General features: G+C 72.1%; 15 protein-coding genes. 6 read left to right on the plus strand and 9 right to left on the minus strand.

The features are described 5' to 3' along the window. Nucleotides 1–206: 206 nt before the first annotated feature. A complete protein-coding gene (locus tag ABIA33_RS04525) occupies nt 207–1070 on the minus strand; it encodes a class I SAM-dependent methyltransferase (protein WP_370077166.1) in 864 nt (287 codons plus the stop codon). 98 nt (nt 1071–1168) lie between these two features. Between ABIA33_RS04525 and ABIA33_RS04530 the strand changes: the two genes are divergently transcribed. Beyond that, nucleotides 1169–1789, plus strand: coding sequence for an HAD family hydrolase (locus tag ABIA33_RS04530; protein ID WP_370077168.1), 621 nt, complete (start codon nt 1169–1171; stop codon nt 1787–1789). Between the two features lie 17 nt (nt 1790–1806). Here the strand turns inward: ABIA33_RS04530 and ABIA33_RS04535 are convergent, their stop codons facing one another. Beyond that, nucleotides 1807–2055 (minus strand): hypothetical protein, encoded by a 249-nt coding sequence (locus ABIA33_RS04535; RefSeq protein ID WP_370077170.1) that lies wholly within the window; start codon nt 2053–2055, stop codon nt 1807–1809. Nucleotides 2056–2365: 310 nt separating this feature from the next. Here ABIA33_RS04535 and ABIA33_RS04540 point away from each other — a divergent pair, with 310 nt between their 5' ends. Continuing rightward, entirely contained in the window at nt 2366–2749 is a 384-nt protein-coding gene (locus tag ABIA33_RS04540) for a cold-shock protein (protein WP_370077172.1), read from the plus strand. A 35-nt stretch (nt 2750–2784) separates the two neighbouring features. On the opposite strand, the gene ABIA33_RS04545 is transcribed toward ABIA33_RS04540, so the two are convergent. The 4 genes from ABIA33_RS04545 to ABIA33_RS04560 all read right to left on the minus strand — a co-directional run bounded on the left by ABIA33_RS04545 (nt 2785) and on the right by ABIA33_RS04560 (nt 6443). Next, nucleotides 2785–3672, minus strand: coding sequence for a 1,4-dihydroxy-6-naphthoate synthase (locus tag ABIA33_RS04545; protein ID WP_370077174.1), 888 nt, complete (start codon nt 3670–3672; stop codon nt 2785–2787). A gap of 112 nt (nt 3673–3784) precedes the next feature. Further along, a complete protein-coding gene (locus tag ABIA33_RS04550; protein WP_370077176.1) occupies nt 3785–4498 on the minus strand; it encodes a futalosine hydrolase in 714 nt (237 codons plus the stop codon). Nucleotides 4499–4502: 4 nt separating this feature from the next. Continuing rightward, entirely contained in the window at nt 4503–5021 is a 519-nt protein-coding gene (locus ABIA33_RS04555; protein ID WP_370077178.1) for a hypothetical protein, read from the minus strand. A 63-nt stretch (nt 5022–5084) separates the two neighbouring features. Further along, the gene (locus tag ABIA33_RS04560) at nt 5085–6443 is read right to left on the minus strand and encodes an MFS transporter (RefSeq protein ID WP_370077180.1); all 1359 of its coding nucleotides are present in this window, start codon (nt 6441–6443) and stop codon (nt 5085–5087) included. A 457-nt stretch (nt 6444–6900) separates the two neighbouring features. Between ABIA33_RS04560 and ABIA33_RS04565 the strand changes: the two genes are divergently transcribed. After that, nucleotides 6901–7824, plus strand: coding sequence for a DUF3027 domain-containing protein (locus tag ABIA33_RS04565; RefSeq protein WP_370077182.1), 924 nt, complete (start codon nt 6901–6903; stop codon nt 7822–7824). 29 nt (nt 7825–7853) lie between these two features. Here the strand turns inward: ABIA33_RS04565 and ABIA33_RS04570 are convergent, their stop codons facing one another. Both ABIA33_RS04570 and ABIA33_RS04575 read right to left on the minus strand, forming a co-directional pair. After that, nucleotides 7854–8822, minus strand: coding sequence for an isopenicillin N synthase family dioxygenase (locus ABIA33_RS04570; RefSeq protein ID WP_370077184.1), 969 nt, complete (start codon nt 8820–8822; stop codon nt 7854–7856). Nucleotides 8823–8920: 98 nt separating this feature from the next. Beyond that, nucleotides 8921–9364 carry a nucleoside deaminase gene (locus tag ABIA33_RS04575; protein WP_370077186.1) on the minus strand — a complete coding sequence of 148 codons (444 nt, stop codon included), beginning with the start codon at nt 9362–9364 and terminating at the stop codon, nt 8921–8923. A gap of 111 nt (nt 9365–9475) precedes the next feature. On the opposite strand from ABIA33_RS04575, the gene ABIA33_RS04580 reads away from it, so the two are divergent. Continuing rightward, on the plus strand, nt 9476–10723 hold the full coding sequence (locus ABIA33_RS04580; RefSeq protein WP_370077189.1) for a PucR family transcriptional regulator: 1248 nt from the start codon (nt 9476–9478) through the stop codon (nt 10721–10723). A gap of 69 nt (nt 10724–10792) precedes the next feature. On the opposite strand, the gene ABIA33_RS04585 is transcribed toward ABIA33_RS04580, so the two are convergent. After that, on the minus strand, nt 10793–12241 hold the full coding sequence (locus ABIA33_RS04585) for a cytosine permease (RefSeq protein ID WP_370077191.1): 1449 nt from the start codon (nt 12239–12241) through the stop codon (nt 10793–10795). A 192-nt stretch (nt 12242–12433) separates the two neighbouring features. Between ABIA33_RS04585 and ABIA33_RS04590 the strand changes: the two genes are divergently transcribed. Then, nucleotides 12434–13891 carry a menaquinone biosynthesis decarboxylase gene (locus ABIA33_RS04590; RefSeq protein ID WP_370077193.1) on the plus strand — a complete coding sequence of 486 codons (1458 nt, stop codon included), beginning with the start codon at nt 12434–12436 and terminating at the stop codon, nt 13889–13891. Next, nucleotides 13888–14790, plus strand: coding sequence for a menaquinone biosynthesis prenyltransferase MqnP (gene mqnP, locus ABIA33_RS04595; RefSeq protein ID WP_370077195.1), 903 nt, complete (start codon nt 13888–13890; stop codon nt 14788–14790). The genes ABIA33_RS04590 and mqnP overlap by 4 nt, the downstream gene beginning before the upstream one ends. The last annotated feature ends 139 nt before the right edge of the window (nt 14791–14929 follow it).

Below are 14929 nucleotides of genomic sequence, written 5' to 3' on the forward strand. Positions count from 1 at the left end.
GTGGCGGCACCTCGCCGCGAAGGCTGCACCTCCACCTCCCGGCCGAAGGCTGGGGGAGAAACGCCCTGGTAGCTCCGCTACGAAGGGCGCTCCGCCGCCTTACAAGGCGCCGCCACGCGGCGGTGCCGCATGGTGTCACCGCGACGGCGTGCGCCCCGCGGCGTAGCCGCTGGTGCCCGCAGCCGCGAAGATCGACCGGACCGACCCTACTCCTTGTCGGCCGTGGTGTAACGGATCACCGAATGGCGGGTCAGGACGCCGTCCACGGCCAGGAGTTCGAGTTCCGCGAGCGCCGCTTTTCGGGCGTCCTCCCGCCGTTCGACGGGGATCAGCTCCAGCGCGGCGCGGCGCCCGCTCGACCACGCCGAGGCCCACCACTCGTCCGGCTCCGTCGTGGTGACCAGTTCCTCGTCGACGGTCGCCACCTCGGTGAACCCCGCCCGGCCGAGCAGTTCCGCGATGTCCTCGGGGGCGTCGAGCAGTCCGTTGCCGCCCCTGCCCGCCCCCGTGCTCGCGGGCGGCTGCGGCGGCTCCTGGAAGGCGAGGGCGGCGCGCAGCGGACGCTCCCAACGGGGGTCGGCCGGGCCGAAGGTCGTCATCGCGAAGCGTCCCCCCGTCGTCAGTAACCGGTGCGCGGCGACCAGGGCGGCGGCCGGGTCCGGGGTGATGAACAGCATCAGCCCGGCCAGGACCGCCTCGAAGGAACGCGCCGGGAAGCCCGGGTCCTCCGCGTCGTCCACCCGAACGGCGACGTTGCGCAGGCCCCGCCGCGCGATCTCGGCGGCTGTGGCGTGCACCATCTCGGGGGAGAGGTCGATCCCGGCCGCGTAGCCGTCCGGACCGACAGCCGCGGCGGCGGCGAACAGCACCGCACCCCGGCCGCAGCCGAGGTCCAGCACGCGGTCGCCCGGACGCACGCCGGCGAGCTGCACCAGCCGCGCCCCCAGGCCGTTGAAGAAGTCGCCGTTCACGGTGTCGAAGGTGCCCGCCACCAGGTCAAAGCCTTGGGCGATATATGCCTTGCGCTGCGCGTTCGCCTGCTGCTGGGCCTGCTCTGCTGTCGTCGGCATCCTGCCATGGTGGAACGGGGTGACGTGGGTCACAAGAGGCAGTACGGGACGAATCCTGCCGACGGCACCCGAGGTACGTGGCCCGTAGGGTGAGCGGCATGATCGAACGCGCTGCGCTGACCATCGGCTTCGACCTCGACATGACGCTGATCGACTCCCGGCCGGGCATCAAGGCGGTCTACGACTTCCTCGCCGCCGAGACCGGCGCGGTCATCGACAGTGACCTCGCCGTCGGACGGCTCGGGCCGCCCGTCGAGCAGGAGCTCGTCCACTGGTTCCCGGCCTCGGACGTCCCCGCCATGGCCGACCGCTACCGCGCCCTCTACCGGGAGCACGGCGTCGCCGGCTGCCTCGCGCTGCCCGGAGCCCGCGAGGCGCTCGCCGCGGTCCAGAAGCACGGCGGCCGGAGCATCGTGGTCACCGGCAAGTTCACCCCCAACGCCCGCCGCAACCTCGACGCCCTCGACCTCGTCGCCGACGCCCTGCACGGGTCGGTCTTCGGCACCGAGAAGGGGACGGTGCTGCGGGAGGAGGGGGCGACGATCTACGTCGGGGACCACCTCGGCGACATCATCGGCGCCCGCACCGGCGGAGCGCTGGCCGTCGCCGTCGCCACCGGTCCGTACGACGCCGAGGCGCTCAGCGAGGCGGGGGCAGACGTGGTCCTGCCCGACCTCACCGTGTTCCCCGACTGGCTGGATTCCTACCTGGTGCCCTGACTGCCCGGCGCTCTGAACTACCTGGCGCTCTGAACGGGCCGACCGGCCGGCCGGCGCTGCGCCCGGGCCGAGCGCAGCAGCCCGACCAGCGCGACGCCGAAGCCCAGCGGCATCACCATGCTCACGAAGTACGCCGCCGTCGGCAGCGGCGCCAGCCCCAGGAACAACGGGGCCACCGTGGCGACGGTCGCCACCGCACCGACGAGGAACAGGATCGCGCCGACTCGGACCAGCGCGTCGCCGGGCTGCTTAGTTTCAGTAGTCACCCCTCAAGGGTATGCACGTCACGCACGGGGATTGCGCCGCGACTGTCCGGCAGCGACCCCGCCAAGGGATCGGGGGTGCACCGTGGCCACGGCGAAACGGCCGGCGAAACAGCTGCGGCGTATCGCGCATCCCGGCTCCCAGGCGCTCGGCCCCGGGGAATGCGCTCGATCAACCGGCCGTCGACCTGGAACAATGGCGCGGCACTGATCCACCTGGCAGACCATCAGCACCAGCGCGGTCCAGTGCAGCTGATCACCCGGCTCCTCACCACACGTCTCCACCCCCATCTCACCAGCGACGAGGTCTCCGATGCCCACGGGCAAGGTCAAGTGGTTCAACTCCGAGAAGGGCTTCGGCTTTCTCTCCAGCGACGACGGCGGCGACGTCTTTGTGCACTCCAAGGCGCTGCCCAGCGGGGTCGAAGCACTCAAGCCCGGCCAGCGCGTCGAGTTCGGCGTGATCGCCGGACACCGAGGCGACCAGGCGCAGAAGGTGATCCTGTTGGAGGATCTCCCCTCGCTGGCCGCGGCGAACCGTCGCAAACCGGATGATCTCGCCCCCATCGTGCAGGATCTGACGACCCTCCTCGAGCGCATCCTCCCGGGCCTGCAGCGCGGGCGCTATCCCGAGAAGCAGGCCGGGCATCAGGTCGCGACGCTGCTTCGCGCGGTCGCCGACCAGCTGGACGTCTGAGCCGCCCGCCCCGGCCGGTACTGCCGGCGAGGCAGTCAGCCGATGACGCCGGGGAAGGCCAGGGCCTCCGCGGCGACCGGAGGCACCAGGCCCGCTGCGGCCGCACGGTCGAGCAGGGCCCGGACGGCCGCGTAACCGTCCGGGCCCAGCTCGGCCGTGAAGTCGTTCACGTAGAGGGCGATGTGCTGGTCGGCGACGGCCGGGTCCATCTCCTGGGCGTGCGCGAGCACGTAGTCCCGGCTCGCCTGCGGCTGCGCCCAGGCGTACTCGACGCTGGCGCGGATCGCTGCGGCCAGCTCGCCCAGGCGCTCCGCGCCGAGCGAGCGGCGGGCGACGATCGCGCCGAGCGGGATGGGCAGCCCGGTCGCGGCCTCCCATGCCTCGCCCATGTCGGCCAGGCTGTGCAGCCCGTACTGCTGGTAGGTGAACCGGGCCTCATGGATGACCAGGCCGGCGTCGACCTTGCCGTCTCGCACCGCGGGCATGATCTCGTGGAACGGCAGCACGACGACCTCGCCCAGGCCGCCCGGCACGGCGTCGGCCGCCCAGAGCCGGAACAGCAGGTACGCGGTGGACCGCTCGCTGGGAACGGCGACGGTCTTCCCAGCCAGGGCGGCGGGGTCGCCGGACGCCGCTAGTCCGGTCAGCACGAGCGGCCCACAGCCGCGCCCGAGCGCGCCGCCGCAGGGCAGCAGCGCGTACTCGTCCAGGACCCAGGGCAGCGCGGCGTACGAGATCTTCAGCAGGTCGAGCTCGCCGCGCTCGGCCAGGCCGTTGGTGACGTCGATGTCGGCGAAGGTCACCTCGGGGGTGAGCGGGCCGGGGACGAGGCCGTGGGCCCAGGCGTGGAAGACGAAGGTGTCGTTGGGGCAGGGCGAGTACGCGGTTGCCAGACGGTCGCTGCTGCTGCTCGTCGCGGTCATGACGGTCCCCGATTCCCAGTCTCTGCGGATGCTCAGCGGATGTGCTCAGCGGGTGCGCGCTGCGGTCGTGCGCTCAGCGGTCGTGCGCTCTGCCCCTGACGACCCTAACCGCTCAGCCCAGCTCGCCGTACGGCAGTACCGCGAAGGCTCGTTCGAGCACGGCGAACGCCTCGCCGATGCGCCAGGCGGCGCGGTCGCGCGGGCCGACGGCGTTGGACACGGTACGGAGCTCCAGCACCGCTGTGCCGTATCCGGCCGCGGCTTCGGCGACTCCGAAGCCCTCCATCGCCTCGGCGACGGCCCCGGGGTGACGCGCCGCCAGCTCGGTGGCGCGCGCGGCGCTGCCGGTGACCGTGGACACGGTCAGGATCGGCCCGGTCGCGGTGGGAACGCCGGCCTCGCGCAGGCGCGCGGTCACCAGCTCGTGGTGCGACGTGTCGTGGCGGACGCGCCCGAAGCCCAACTCGGTGACGGTCGCGAAGCCGTCGGGGGTGTCCGCGCCCAGGTCGGCGGCGATGATCGCCTCGGCGACGACGGCGCAGCCCAGCGGCGCGAGCGGGGCGAAGCCGCCCGCGATCCCGGCGGAGACGACCAGGCTGTAGCCGCCCGGATCGAGCGCGAGCGCGGTGGCCGTCCCGGCGGCGGCTGCGGCCGGGCCGACACCGGCGGCCAGCACGTCCACCGGGCCGCAGCGCTGGACAGTCCAGCCACCCGGCAGCGCTGTCTCGACCGGGCCGACCTGCGGCAGGGCGGTGCAGATGCCACGCACTACCGCCGCCGCCTCGGGGGCGACGGCGGTGACGACGAGCAGCCGGGGCGGGGCCACCGGGTCAGGCGGACTTCTGGTTCAGCTGGAACAGCCAGGCTCCGTAGATGGTCTTGCCCTGCTGCTCCAGGACCAGAACGGTGCCCGAGGTGGCGGCAGCGGAGGTGGACGAGGCCGCGGCGATGACCGAGGAGACCGGGAGGTTGCTCGCCTGGTAGTTCTTCGTCTCGGACACCAGGGAGGTCTGGCCGCCGCTCGCGGTCCATCCCTTCTCGGTGAGCTTCTTGTCCACGCTGATCATGAACGTGCCGTTCGGGGCGACCGAGATGGCGGGGGCAGTCGCGTTGTTCGCCTGCTTCTGGATCAGCGCACCGCACGCGGCGAGCTGCTTCGCCGTCAGCGGGTCGCCGCCGTTGTAGCAGGTCGACGCGGGGGAGAACTGAGTCCACGTCGAGCCGGAGGTCACCGAGACCTTGGGGATGGGCTGGCCCGCACTGCTGGCGATCCCGTAGGAAACGCCGAGGGTGGCAACCCCGACGAGGGCGACGGCTCCGAGGGCGGCGACACCGCGGTTGAGACTCATGGTGCTGAGGCTACCGTCCGCCGGCGATCACGCCACGTCGGGGGCCTGTCGCTGCCCAGGTCGTTACGCCGGGTGGGGCCGGGCCGCCGGGCCGGGGAGCCGGAACAGCCCTCGCAGGGTGAACGCCAGCGACACGGCGAGGATGCCCGACGCCGTGGCCATGCCGAGCCGTCCGATCAGCGGCAGCACGATGCCGAGGCCGCCGCCGAGCACCCAGGTGAGCTGCATCAGCGTCTCCGAGCGGGCGAAGGCCGACGTGCGCACGCGTTCCGGGACGTCCCGCTGGATCAGGGCGTCCAGGGCGACCTTGCCGAGCGACTGGGTGAGCCCGGTCACCCCTGCCAGAACCGTGACGGTGAGCAGCCCGTAGACGACCGTCGCGGCGAGGGCCGCTGCACCCGCGATTGCCAGCAGCAGCGTGACGAGAATCTCAGGGCCGCGGGCCCGCAGCCACGAACCCAGGGCCGTGCCGACGGCGTTCCCGATGCCCAGTGCGCCTACCGCGACACCCAGCGCGGCCGTGGCGTGCAGGCCGCCCAGCGGGTGCTCACGCAGCAGGAAGGCCAGGAAGAAGGTGAGGAAGCCGGAAAGGCCGCGCAGAGTGCCCTCGGCGCGGAGCGCCAGGATGACGGACGGGCCGACGGTGCGCAGTCCCATCCGGGCCGGCTTCGCCGCCTTCAGCAGCGAGGGATGCCCGTACGCCGTCGCCTCGGCGTGCAGGACCGCCCGCTCCTCGTGCTTCGCCAGGTCCACCTGGTGCGGCAGGGAGAACGCCAGGAACGCTCCGGCGAGATAGACCAGGAACGCGCCGCGCAGCGGCCAGTCGGGTCCGATCAGGTGCAGCAGCGCGCCCAGCCCGCCGGCGAGACCGGTGGCCAGCAGCCCGGCCAGGGTCACCCGAGAGTTGGCCTTCACCAGCGTGACCTGCTCCGGCACGAGGCGTGGGACCACCACGCTGCGGACCACCCCGTACGCCTTGGACGCCACCAGCACGCCCAGTGCCTCGGGGTACACCGCGAGACCGCCGCCCGCGATGGAGCTGGTCATCATCCAGGCGACGGCGGCCCGCGCCAGCATGGACAGGGCCATGGCGCTGCGTCGGCCGCTGGGCAGACGGTCCAGCAGCGGTCCGATCACGGGGGCGAGCAGCACGAACGGGGCCATCGTGATCAGCAGGTACAGGGCGACCCGGCCCCGGGCCTCGCCGGTCGGCACGGAGAAGAAGATGGTGGACGCGAGGGCGACGGTGACGAGCATGTCGCCCGCGGAGTTCACCGCGTGCAGCTCGATCAGCTTCGCCAGGCCGGACTCGCCCGCGCCCTCGGCGGAGGTGGCGCGGCGGATGCGGCGGCCGGTGCCGCGTACCAGGTGGCCGGTGCCAAGCGCGGTCGCGGAGGCCGCGCGGTGCAGTGAGCCGGTCATCCGGGCCACCCGGCCCGAGTCGGAGTGCCCCGAGTCTGAGTGCCCCGAGTCGGAGTGCTCATGGGGCCGCTGCCCCTCCGCCCCCGTCGGCCTGGAACTCGGCCCGGACGGGGAGGGGCGCTCGGAGCCTCCGGAGGTGAACCCCGGAGACGCTTCGTCGGCCACACTCTCCATCCTGCCCGACGGACGGCCCGCAGTGCCGTGTAGTTCATCGAGTCGCGAGTCGCTTCTCGTGGCGCACTGTCACAAGGGGACAAGGTACTGTCCGGCGTGGTGGCAGGACCGGTAGCGTTCACTCCGTGGCAGTTCCGGTGGTGCTTCCGGCAGTGCCGCGCCGAGGCCCTGCGGAATCCCGCAGAATAGAGACATCCGACACCTTCCGGCAGGCAACCCGCGCCATGCCGTCCGGAGACGGTGGCGATCCAGGGATAAGTCTTGGGAGAGAATCGATCCTGTGATGAGTGCTGCGACGACGCGAAGCCGTACCCCCGACCGGCTCTGTGCCGAGGCCGTCGACTTTGCCCGGGGTGCCGCCGTCGAGGCGGCCGGTGACGCCGCTGTCGGCGAGCACCTGGGTGTGGACGTCGACGGCGAGCGCGTCGTCACGCACTACTTCGCGACCCGCGAATGGGCCTACCGGGGTTGGCGCTGGGCCGTCACGGTGACCCGCGCCTCCCGTAGCCGTCAGGTCACGCTCGACGAGACGGTGCTGCTGCCGGGCCCGGACGCGCTGACCGCGCCGCAGTGGGTGCCGTGGAGCGAGCGCCTGCGGCCGGGCGACATGGGGCCCGGCGACCTGCTGCCGACGGACGAGGACGATCTGCGCCTGGAGCCGGGCTGGACCGGCGCGGACGAACCAGCGCCGAACTCCGCCCTGGCGGACGAGCGGCTGGCGGCGGCGACCGGCGACGGCTCCGACTCGGCCGGCGCTGTCGCCACGGAGGAGTTGGCCGCGCCCATCACCCGGGGCTCGATCTCCGCCGTCGCGATGGAACTCGGCTTCGGCCGGGCCCGGGTGCTGTCCCGGCTGGGCCTGCACCTGGCGGCGGACCGCTGGGAGAAGGACTACGGCGCGCACACGCCGATGGCGCAGGCCGCCCCGGCGTCCTGCTCGTCCTGCGGCTTCCTGGTGCCGATCGCCGGATCGCTCAGCCAGACCTTCGGCATCTGCGCCAACGAGTTCGGCCCCGCTGACGGACACATCGTCGCGCTCGACTACGGCTGCGGGGGCCACTCGGAGGCGGCGGTCATGCCCACCCCGCCGCAGCCCCCGCCGCCGGTCCTGGACGAGTTCACCGTCGAGTCGTTCCCGCTGCACCCCGACCGCGACAGCGGTTCGGTCGTCGAGAGCGACCCGGCCGAGGACCTCGGCCACAGCTGACCCGTCACAGCTGACCTGTTGACGCATCGTCAGGCGACGGTGATGGCTTCCAGCTTGGCTCTGAGATACGCGGACGAGTCGACCGGCTCGTACGCGACGGTCCCGCCCACCGGGCTGACCGTCGTGTGCGGGTCGCACTCGAAGAAGTAGACCAGCGACATCAGGTCCTCCTCCGGAGCCTCCGGCGACGGCGGGAGCACCCGGTGGCGGCCCGACTTCCACCGGTCGCCGGTCCAGCGCGCCATCAGGTCCCCGATGTTCACGGTCAGCGCGTCCGGGTCGTACGGCGCGTCTTCCCAGCCCACGCCGCCTTCCTCCTCGGCGACGTACACCTGCAGGCCGCCCCTGCCCTGCTGGCGGTCGAGCAGCGTCACCGTGCCGAAGTCGGTGTGCGGGCCGATCCGGAACTGGCCCGGCTGCGGCTCGCCGACCACGCCCGTGCCCGGGTACCAGTTGATGTTCAGGGTGTACGTCGGATGCGTGGTGTGGTCGGTGAAGAAACCGGTCTGCTGCCCCAGGGCGGCGGCGAGCAGGCGCAGCACCTCGTCCGCGACCGTCCGCATCACCGCGAGGTAGTCCTCGACGGTCTTCCGCAGCGCCGGGGCCTCCGCCTCGGGCCAGCGGTTCGGCTGGAACCAGAAGTCGTCGATCGCGGCGTCGCCGATCGGCTGGTCCGCGCCCACCGTCCAGGACTCCTTGAGGTCGGGCGGGGTCTCCGTGCCCTCCGAGTACCCGTTCGCCTCCGCGCCCTTGGCCAGCCAGCCGCGGCCGCCGACACTCACGCCGTAGCGCTGCTTGACCTCGTTCGGCAGGGCGAAGAACGCTCGCGCCGCCGCGCGGACGCCCTCCCGCTGCTCGCGGCTGACACCGTGCCCGGTGATCAGCAGGAAGCCGGCCTGGCTGAGCGCCGCGTCCACTGCGGCGGCGGTACGGGTGCGCGCGTCGGGGTCGCCGGACAGCCACGGCCCGAGGTCGATCACGGGGATACGGGGGGACATGCTGCTCCTCCTGCTGGGTGTGCCGGTCGGTGCGCTGCTCTGTGCGTTGCTCGGTGCGTCGCTCGGTGCGCTGCTCGGTGAGCCGGTCGTTGCGGCGGTCACTCGCCGATGTCCTCGAACCACAGCTCGGGTCGCGCCGCGATGAAGTCCCGCATCAGAGCCTTGCACTCCGGGTCGTCCAGGACGACGATCTCGACACCGTGGTCCGCGAGCCAGTCATGCCCGCCGTGGAAGGTCTCCGCCTCGCCGACGAGGACCCGGCCGATGCCGAACTGCCGGACCAGGCCCGAGCAGTACCAGCAGGGGGAGAGGGTGGTCACCATCGTGGTCCGGCCGTAGCCGCGCAGCCGACCGGCGCTCCGGAACGCCGCCGTCTCCGCGTGCATCGACGGGTCGCCGTCCTGCACCCGGCGGTTGTGGCCACGGCCGAGCAGCTCGCCGTCCGGGCCGAACAGCGCGGCGCCGATCGGGATGCCGCCCTCGGCGAGCCCGGCCCTGGCCTCCGCCACGGCGACGGCCAGCAGCGTTGAGTTCTCTGTCATGCCACCACTGTCCCGGCCGTGAAACACCGGGGCAACGTGCGGAAAGTACGCTCCAGCCCACTCAACGGCTGACGCCATGTCCACAGTGCCCTCTACGCTCCGGGAGCCGCCATGGCCGCACTCACGCTCCGCGAGATCCTCTCCTTCGACGTTATGGGCGATGCCGCGCCCGAGATACTCAGCGGCGGGAAGGGCCTCGACCGGCCGGTGCGCTGGGTGCACTCCAGCGAGATCTACGAGATCGGCCCGCTGCTGTCCGGCGGCGAACTGCTGCTCACCACCGGCCTCGGCCTCGCCGGTGCGGACGCGGGGGCGCGCCGGCACTACGTCCGCGAGCTCGCCGAACGAGGCGTCGCCGGGATCGCCGTCGAGCTGGGCCGGTCGCTGCCGGAGATGCCCTACGAGCTGGTGGACGAGAGCCGTCGCCGTGGCCTGCCGCTGGTCGCGCTGCGGGCCGTCGTCCCGTTCATCCGGATCGCCGAGGCAGCCAACACCGCCATCGTCACCCAGTCGCTGACGAACCGTCCGCACCCGGCCGCCGACCGCGACGGCCGCACCGCAGCGCTGCTCGTCGAACTCGCCGAAGGGACGGTGCTCAGCCGCTCCGACGTGCTCACCCGGGCCCGGGCACTGGACTTCTGTCCCGACCGGACCCAGTGGCTGGTCGGCATCGCCGCGACCGGCGCATCCGCGCTCACCGTCCTCGACCGCGCCGCAGCCGAGCTGGGTGCGCCACTGCTCGGCGCACCCGCTCCGGGGGGAATCGTCACGGCGCTGCTCGCCGTTCCGGCCCGGGCCGGTGACGCGGTACGGGCGGCCGGGGCGGCGCTCACGGAGGCGAGCCCGGACGGCGCCGGCGCCGGCGCGGTCGTCGCGCTGGGGCCCGCCGCGCCGGCGGACGCCGCGTGGAGCCGCTGGGGCGAGTCGCTGCGCGAGGCCCGTACGGCGCTGGGGTTCGCCCTGACCGTGCCCACGGCGGAGCCCGCCCGCTGCACCGGCACCGGCGGCCCGCTGGTCACCTCGTCCCGCGCGTTCGCCCTGGAACGCCAGTTGACCGGCGACGGGCTCACCCCGGCCGCCCGCGACCGGCTCGCGCACCTGGTCAGCCGCGCCCTCGGACCGCTGCTGGAATGGGAGGCCGCGCACCCCAGCGACCTCGTCCGCACCCTGGAGGTCCACCTGCGCAACGGCTGCAGTCCGACCCGTACCGCCGCTCTGCTGCACGTCGGACGGCAGTCCCTGTACCAGCGCCTGGAGCGGGTCGAGTCCCTGCTCGGCCTGCCGGTCGGCGAGGCCGACTGCCACGCCGAACTCCTGCTCGCCTGCTGCGCCCACCGCCTGCTGCGCGCCGCGCAGTAGGCCGCGGCAGGCAGCAGGCAGCAGGCAGCAGGCGGTGGGCAGCGGGCAGCGGGCGGTGGGTTGTCGGAGTCAGGCCCCGGCGGGCTCCGGCTCCGGCTCCGCCGAGGGCACGGCGCCTGCGCCGACCGGGCCGAGGCCGGGGACCAGACGCAGCGCCAGGTACAGCAGCCCGGCGATGACGAAGCCCGCCGCGAAGGCGATGTCGCCGATGCCGGGGACGTGCTTGGCGATCAGACCCACGTACTCGGTCTGGTTGGAGAACAGCCACACCCCGAGCCCGGTGCCCGCCGCCATGGCGATCGGCGCGGCCCAGTTGCGGTGCGACGGGTCGCTCAGCAGCGCGGCGAGCTGTGCGTCCGACTCGTTGCGGCGCAGGTAGCGGTCGGTGAAGACGACCGCGAGCCAGGGGCCGATCCAGTAGGTGATGACGAGCAGGAAGTCCGTGTACTTGGTCGCGGAGTCGCTCAGGCCGCCCCAGGCGACGAGCGTCCCCGCGACGCCGAAGACCAGCGAGACGGTGGCACGTCGTACCGCCGCCGGGAGCTTGATGCCCATGGCGATGAAGGAGAGCGAGCCCGAGTAGATGTTCAGCGCGTTCGCCGCGATCCCGCCGACAGCGATGGCGAGCAGGGTCAGGTTGGCGAGCCAGCCGGGGAGCGAGTAGGTGAAGGCGGCGGTGAGGGAGAGGTTGGCGGCGACCTTCGCCGGGATCAGCACGGTGGCGGAGGCCGCGCCGACGATCTCCAGGAAGACGCAGGAGACGAGGACGCCCAGGCCCGGCCAGAGCGCGACGGCCCACTTGGGCGCGGTGCGCGGGAGGTAGCGGGTGTAGTCAGAACCGTACGGGGTCCACCCGGCGGCGTAGCCGAAGGCGGCACCGGCGGTGAGCAGGAACGCGCCGGGGAAGGCCTTCGAGCCGGTGGCCGTGCCGATGTGCGACTTGCTCAGGATGACGGCGGCGGCGACCAGGAAGACCACGGTCAGCACCGGAAAGGTGTACTTCTCGGCGCTGTGGATGAAGTTGTGGCCGTAGAAGGCGATGGCGACCTGCAGGATCACCACGATGAACAGGCAGAGCAGCACCGGCCAGCCGAGGAGCGTGTTCAGCGCGTACGCGGCGCTGACACTGTTGACGGCGAACCAGCCGATGCCGGCCGTCAGCGCGTTGAGTCCGGCCGGCAGGGCGTTGCCCCAGTAGCCGAAGGCGGAGCGCCCGGCGACCATCTGCGGCACGCCGAAGCGCGGCCCGCTGAGGCCGAGGAAGGCGTGGGCGACGGCGCCGAGGCCGGTGCCCAGGACGATGGCGAGGACGGCCTGCCAGAAGCCCAGGCCGAAGATGCCGACGGCGAGCACGCCGATGAAGACGGTGGCGAACTCCATGTTGGGGGAGGTCCAGGTCCACAGCAGGCTGAGCGGACGGCCGTGCCGGGCATCGTCGGGGACGGGTTCTGCGCCGGTGGGTTCGACGGCGAGAACGTGGTCGCCGTACGCGGATATCTCTGTGGGGGCGGCGGTCATACGGTCAGTCTCGGGGCGCGTATGGAAGCCGTAAACGGTCGGAACGACGGGTCTACGCGGGGGTACGGCGTACGTTCTGTACGTAGCCGGGAGATGGACGGCACAGGTTCGGCACAGGTCCGGGAGATACCCGGGGCGGATCGCGGCGGTGTGCGTCGAGGGCAGCCTAACCCGTGGCGGATACTGGCACGTATGGCATACGACGATCTTCGGTCCTTTCTTCGGGCTCTGGAGCGTGAGGGCGACCTCAAGCGAATCAAGGTGGAGGTGGACCCGTACCTGGAGATCGGGGAGATCGTCGACCGGGTGCAGAAGGCCAAGGGCCCCGCGCTGCTCTTCGAGAACGTCAAGGGCGCGTCGATGCCGCTGGCGATGAACGTCTTCGGCACCGAACGCCGCCTCGCGAAGGCGCTCGGGCTCAAGGGCGCCGAGGAGATCGCCGAGAAGATCAGCGGGCTGCTGAAGCCGGAACTGCCGCACGGCTTCACCGGCGTGCGGGAGGCGTTCGGCAAACTGGCCGGGATGACGCACGTGCCGCCGAAGAAGGTGAAGGCCGGTGACGCCCCGGTGCAGGAGGTCGTGCTGACGGGTGACCAGGTGGACCTGGACCAGCTGCCCGCGCTGTTCACCTGGCCCCAGGACGGCGGCTCCTTCTTCAACCTGGGGCTGACCCACACCAGGGACCCGGACTCCGGGATCAGGAACCTGGGGCTGTACCGGCTGCAGCGGCACGACCGGCGCACCATCGGGATGCACTGGCAGATCCACAAGGACAGCCGCAACCACTACGCCGTCGCCGCGAGGCGCGGCGAGCGGCTGCCGGTCGCCATCGCCTTCGGCTGCCCGCCGGCGGTGACGTACGCGGCCACCGCGCCGCTGCCCGGGGACATCGACGAGTACCTGTTCGCCGGCTTCGTCGCCGGGGAGCGGGTGCGGATGGTGGACTGCCGGACCGTCCCGTTGCAGGTCCCGGCCGATGCCGAGGTGGTGCTCGAAGGCTGGCTGGAGCCGGGGAAGATGCTGCCGGAGGGCCCGTTCGGGGACCACACCGGCTTCTACACTCCGCAGGAGCCGTTCCCGGCGCTGACGATCGACTGTGTGACGATGCGTCGGCGCCCGCTGTTGCAGTCGATCGTGGTGGGGCGCCCGCCGACGGAGGACGGCCCGCTCGGCAAGTTCACCGAGCGCTTCTTCCTGCCGCTGCTGAAGATCATCGTCCCGGAGATCGTCGACTACGACCTGCCCGAGGCCGGGGGCTTCCACAACTGCGTGATCGTCTCCATCGACAAGAAGTACCCCAAGCACGCGCAGAAGGTCATGCACGCCATCTGGGGTGCGCACATGATGTCGCTGACCAAGCTGATCATCGTGGTGGACGCGGACTGCGACGTCCACGACTACCAGGAGGTCGCCTGGCGGGCGCTCGGCAACGTCGACTACAGCCGCGACCTGAGCGTGGTGGAGGGCCCGGTCGACCATCTCGACCACGCCTCGTACCAGCAGTTCTGGGGCGGCAAGGCCGGGATCGACGCGACCCGTAAGCTCCCCGAGGAGGGGTACACCCGGGACGGCGGCTGGCCCGAGATGGTCGAGTCCGACCCGTCGACCGCCGCGACCGTCACCCGCCGCTGGAAGGAGTACGGACTGTGACAACGGCTGCCATCGCCACACCGGCACCCGGGAGAACCAAGGCGTTCCTGAGGCTCGTGATGATCGAGCACTCGGTCTTCGCGCTGCCCTTCGCCTACACCGCGGCGCTGACGGCGATGTTCCTCGACAACGGGCACGTCCACTGGCTGGAGCTGCTGCTGGTGACGCTCGCCATGGTCGGTCTGCGGACCTTCGCCATGGCCGCCAACCGGATCATCGACCGCGAGATCGACGCCCGCAACCCGCGCACGGCAGGGCGCGAACTGGTCACCGGCGCGGTGTCGCTGCGCACGGCGTACGCGGGCTCCGCCGTCGCCCTGGTGGTCTTCCTGGCCGCGGCCGCGCTGCTCAACCCGCTGTGCCTGGCACTGGCGCCGGTCGCGGTGATCCCGATGGTGGTCTACCCGTACGGCAAGCGGTTCACCGACTTCCCGCAGGCCATCCTCGGCATCGCCCAGGCCATGGGCCCGATCGGCGCCTGGCTGGCGGTGACCGGAACCTGGTCCTGGGACGCGGTGGTGCTCGGCCTGGCCGTGGGCGTGTGGATCGGCGGCTTCGACCTGATCTACGCCTGCCAGGACGTCGCCGCCGACCGTGCCGACGGCGTGCGCTCCGTCCCCGCGCGCTTCGGCATCAACGGAGCCCTGTACGGCGCGCGCGCCGCGCACACGGTGACGGTGCTGCTGCTCGGCTGGTACGCGGTGCTCACCGACGCGGGCTGGGCCTTCTGGCTGGGCCTGGTCGTCGTCTGCTGCGCCTTCCTCTACGAGCACTCGATCGTCAAGCCCGGCGACCTGTCCCGGCTCAACCGGGCGTTCTTCCAGCTCAACAGTTTCGTCGGAGTCTCGCTGTTCGCCTTCGCGCTGCTCGACCTGGTGCTGCGCGGGCTGGGCGTCTGACACCCTCCCGGGGATCCGCAAAGCCCCTGATATTCCCTCGAACGTGACGGAATATCAGGGGCTTCCGCTGCTTCTGACCACCGCACCCCTCCTACCACACCCACGGCCTCCGCACCGGCCTGCGCCTGCTCATCGACAG

It is taken from the genome of Streptacidiphilus sp. MAP12-16, from assembly GCF_041262165.1.
In the GTDB taxonomy this organism is placed as follows: Bacteria; Actinomycetota; Actinomycetes; order Streptomycetales; family Streptomycetaceae; genus Streptacidiphilus.

Coding starts and splice junctions, on each gene's coding strand:
- ABIA33_RS04525 (WP_370077166.1), bottom strand. CDS start 1,070: ATGCCGACGACAGCAGAGCAGGCCCAGCAGCAGGCGAACGCGCAGCGC.
- ABIA33_RS04530 (WP_370077168.1), top strand. CDS start 1,169: ATGATCGAACGCGCTGCGCTGACCATCGGCTTCGACCTCGACATGACG.
- ABIA33_RS04540 (WP_370077172.1), top strand. CDS start 2,366: ATGCCCACGGGCAAGGTCAAGTGGTTCAACTCCGAGAAGGGCTTCGGC.
- ABIA33_RS04545 (WP_370077174.1), bottom strand. CDS start 3,672: ATGACCGCGACGAGCAGCAGCAGCGACCGTCTGGCAACCGCGTACTCG.
- ABIA33_RS04555 (WP_370077178.1), bottom strand. CDS start 5,021: ATGAGTCTCAACCGCGGTGTCGCCGCCCTCGGAGCCGTCGCCCTCGTC.
- ABIA33_RS04560 (WP_370077180.1), bottom strand. CDS start 6,443: ATGACCGGCTCACTGCACCGCGCGGCCTCCGCGACCGCGCTTGGCACC.
- ABIA33_RS04565 (WP_370077182.1), top strand. CDS start 6,901: ATGAGTGCTGCGACGACGCGAAGCCGTACCCCCGACCGGCTCTGTGCC.
- ABIA33_RS04570 (WP_370077184.1), bottom strand. CDS start 8,822: ATGTCCCCCCGTATCCCCGTGATCGACCTCGGGCCGTGGCTGTCCGGC.
- ABIA33_RS04575 (WP_370077186.1), bottom strand. CDS start 9,364: ATGACAGAGAACTCAACGCTGCTGGCCGTCGCCGTGGCGGAGGCCAGG.
- ABIA33_RS04580 (WP_370077189.1), top strand. CDS start 9,476: ATGGCCGCACTCACGCTCCGCGAGATCCTCTCCTTCGACGTTATGGGC.
- ABIA33_RS04585 (WP_370077191.1), bottom strand. CDS start 12,241: ATGACCGCCGCCCCCACAGAGATATCCGCGTACGGCGACCACGTTCTC.
- ABIA33_RS04590 (WP_370077193.1), top strand. CDS start 12,434: ATGGCATACGACGATCTTCGGTCCTTTCTTCGGGCTCTGGAGCGTGAG.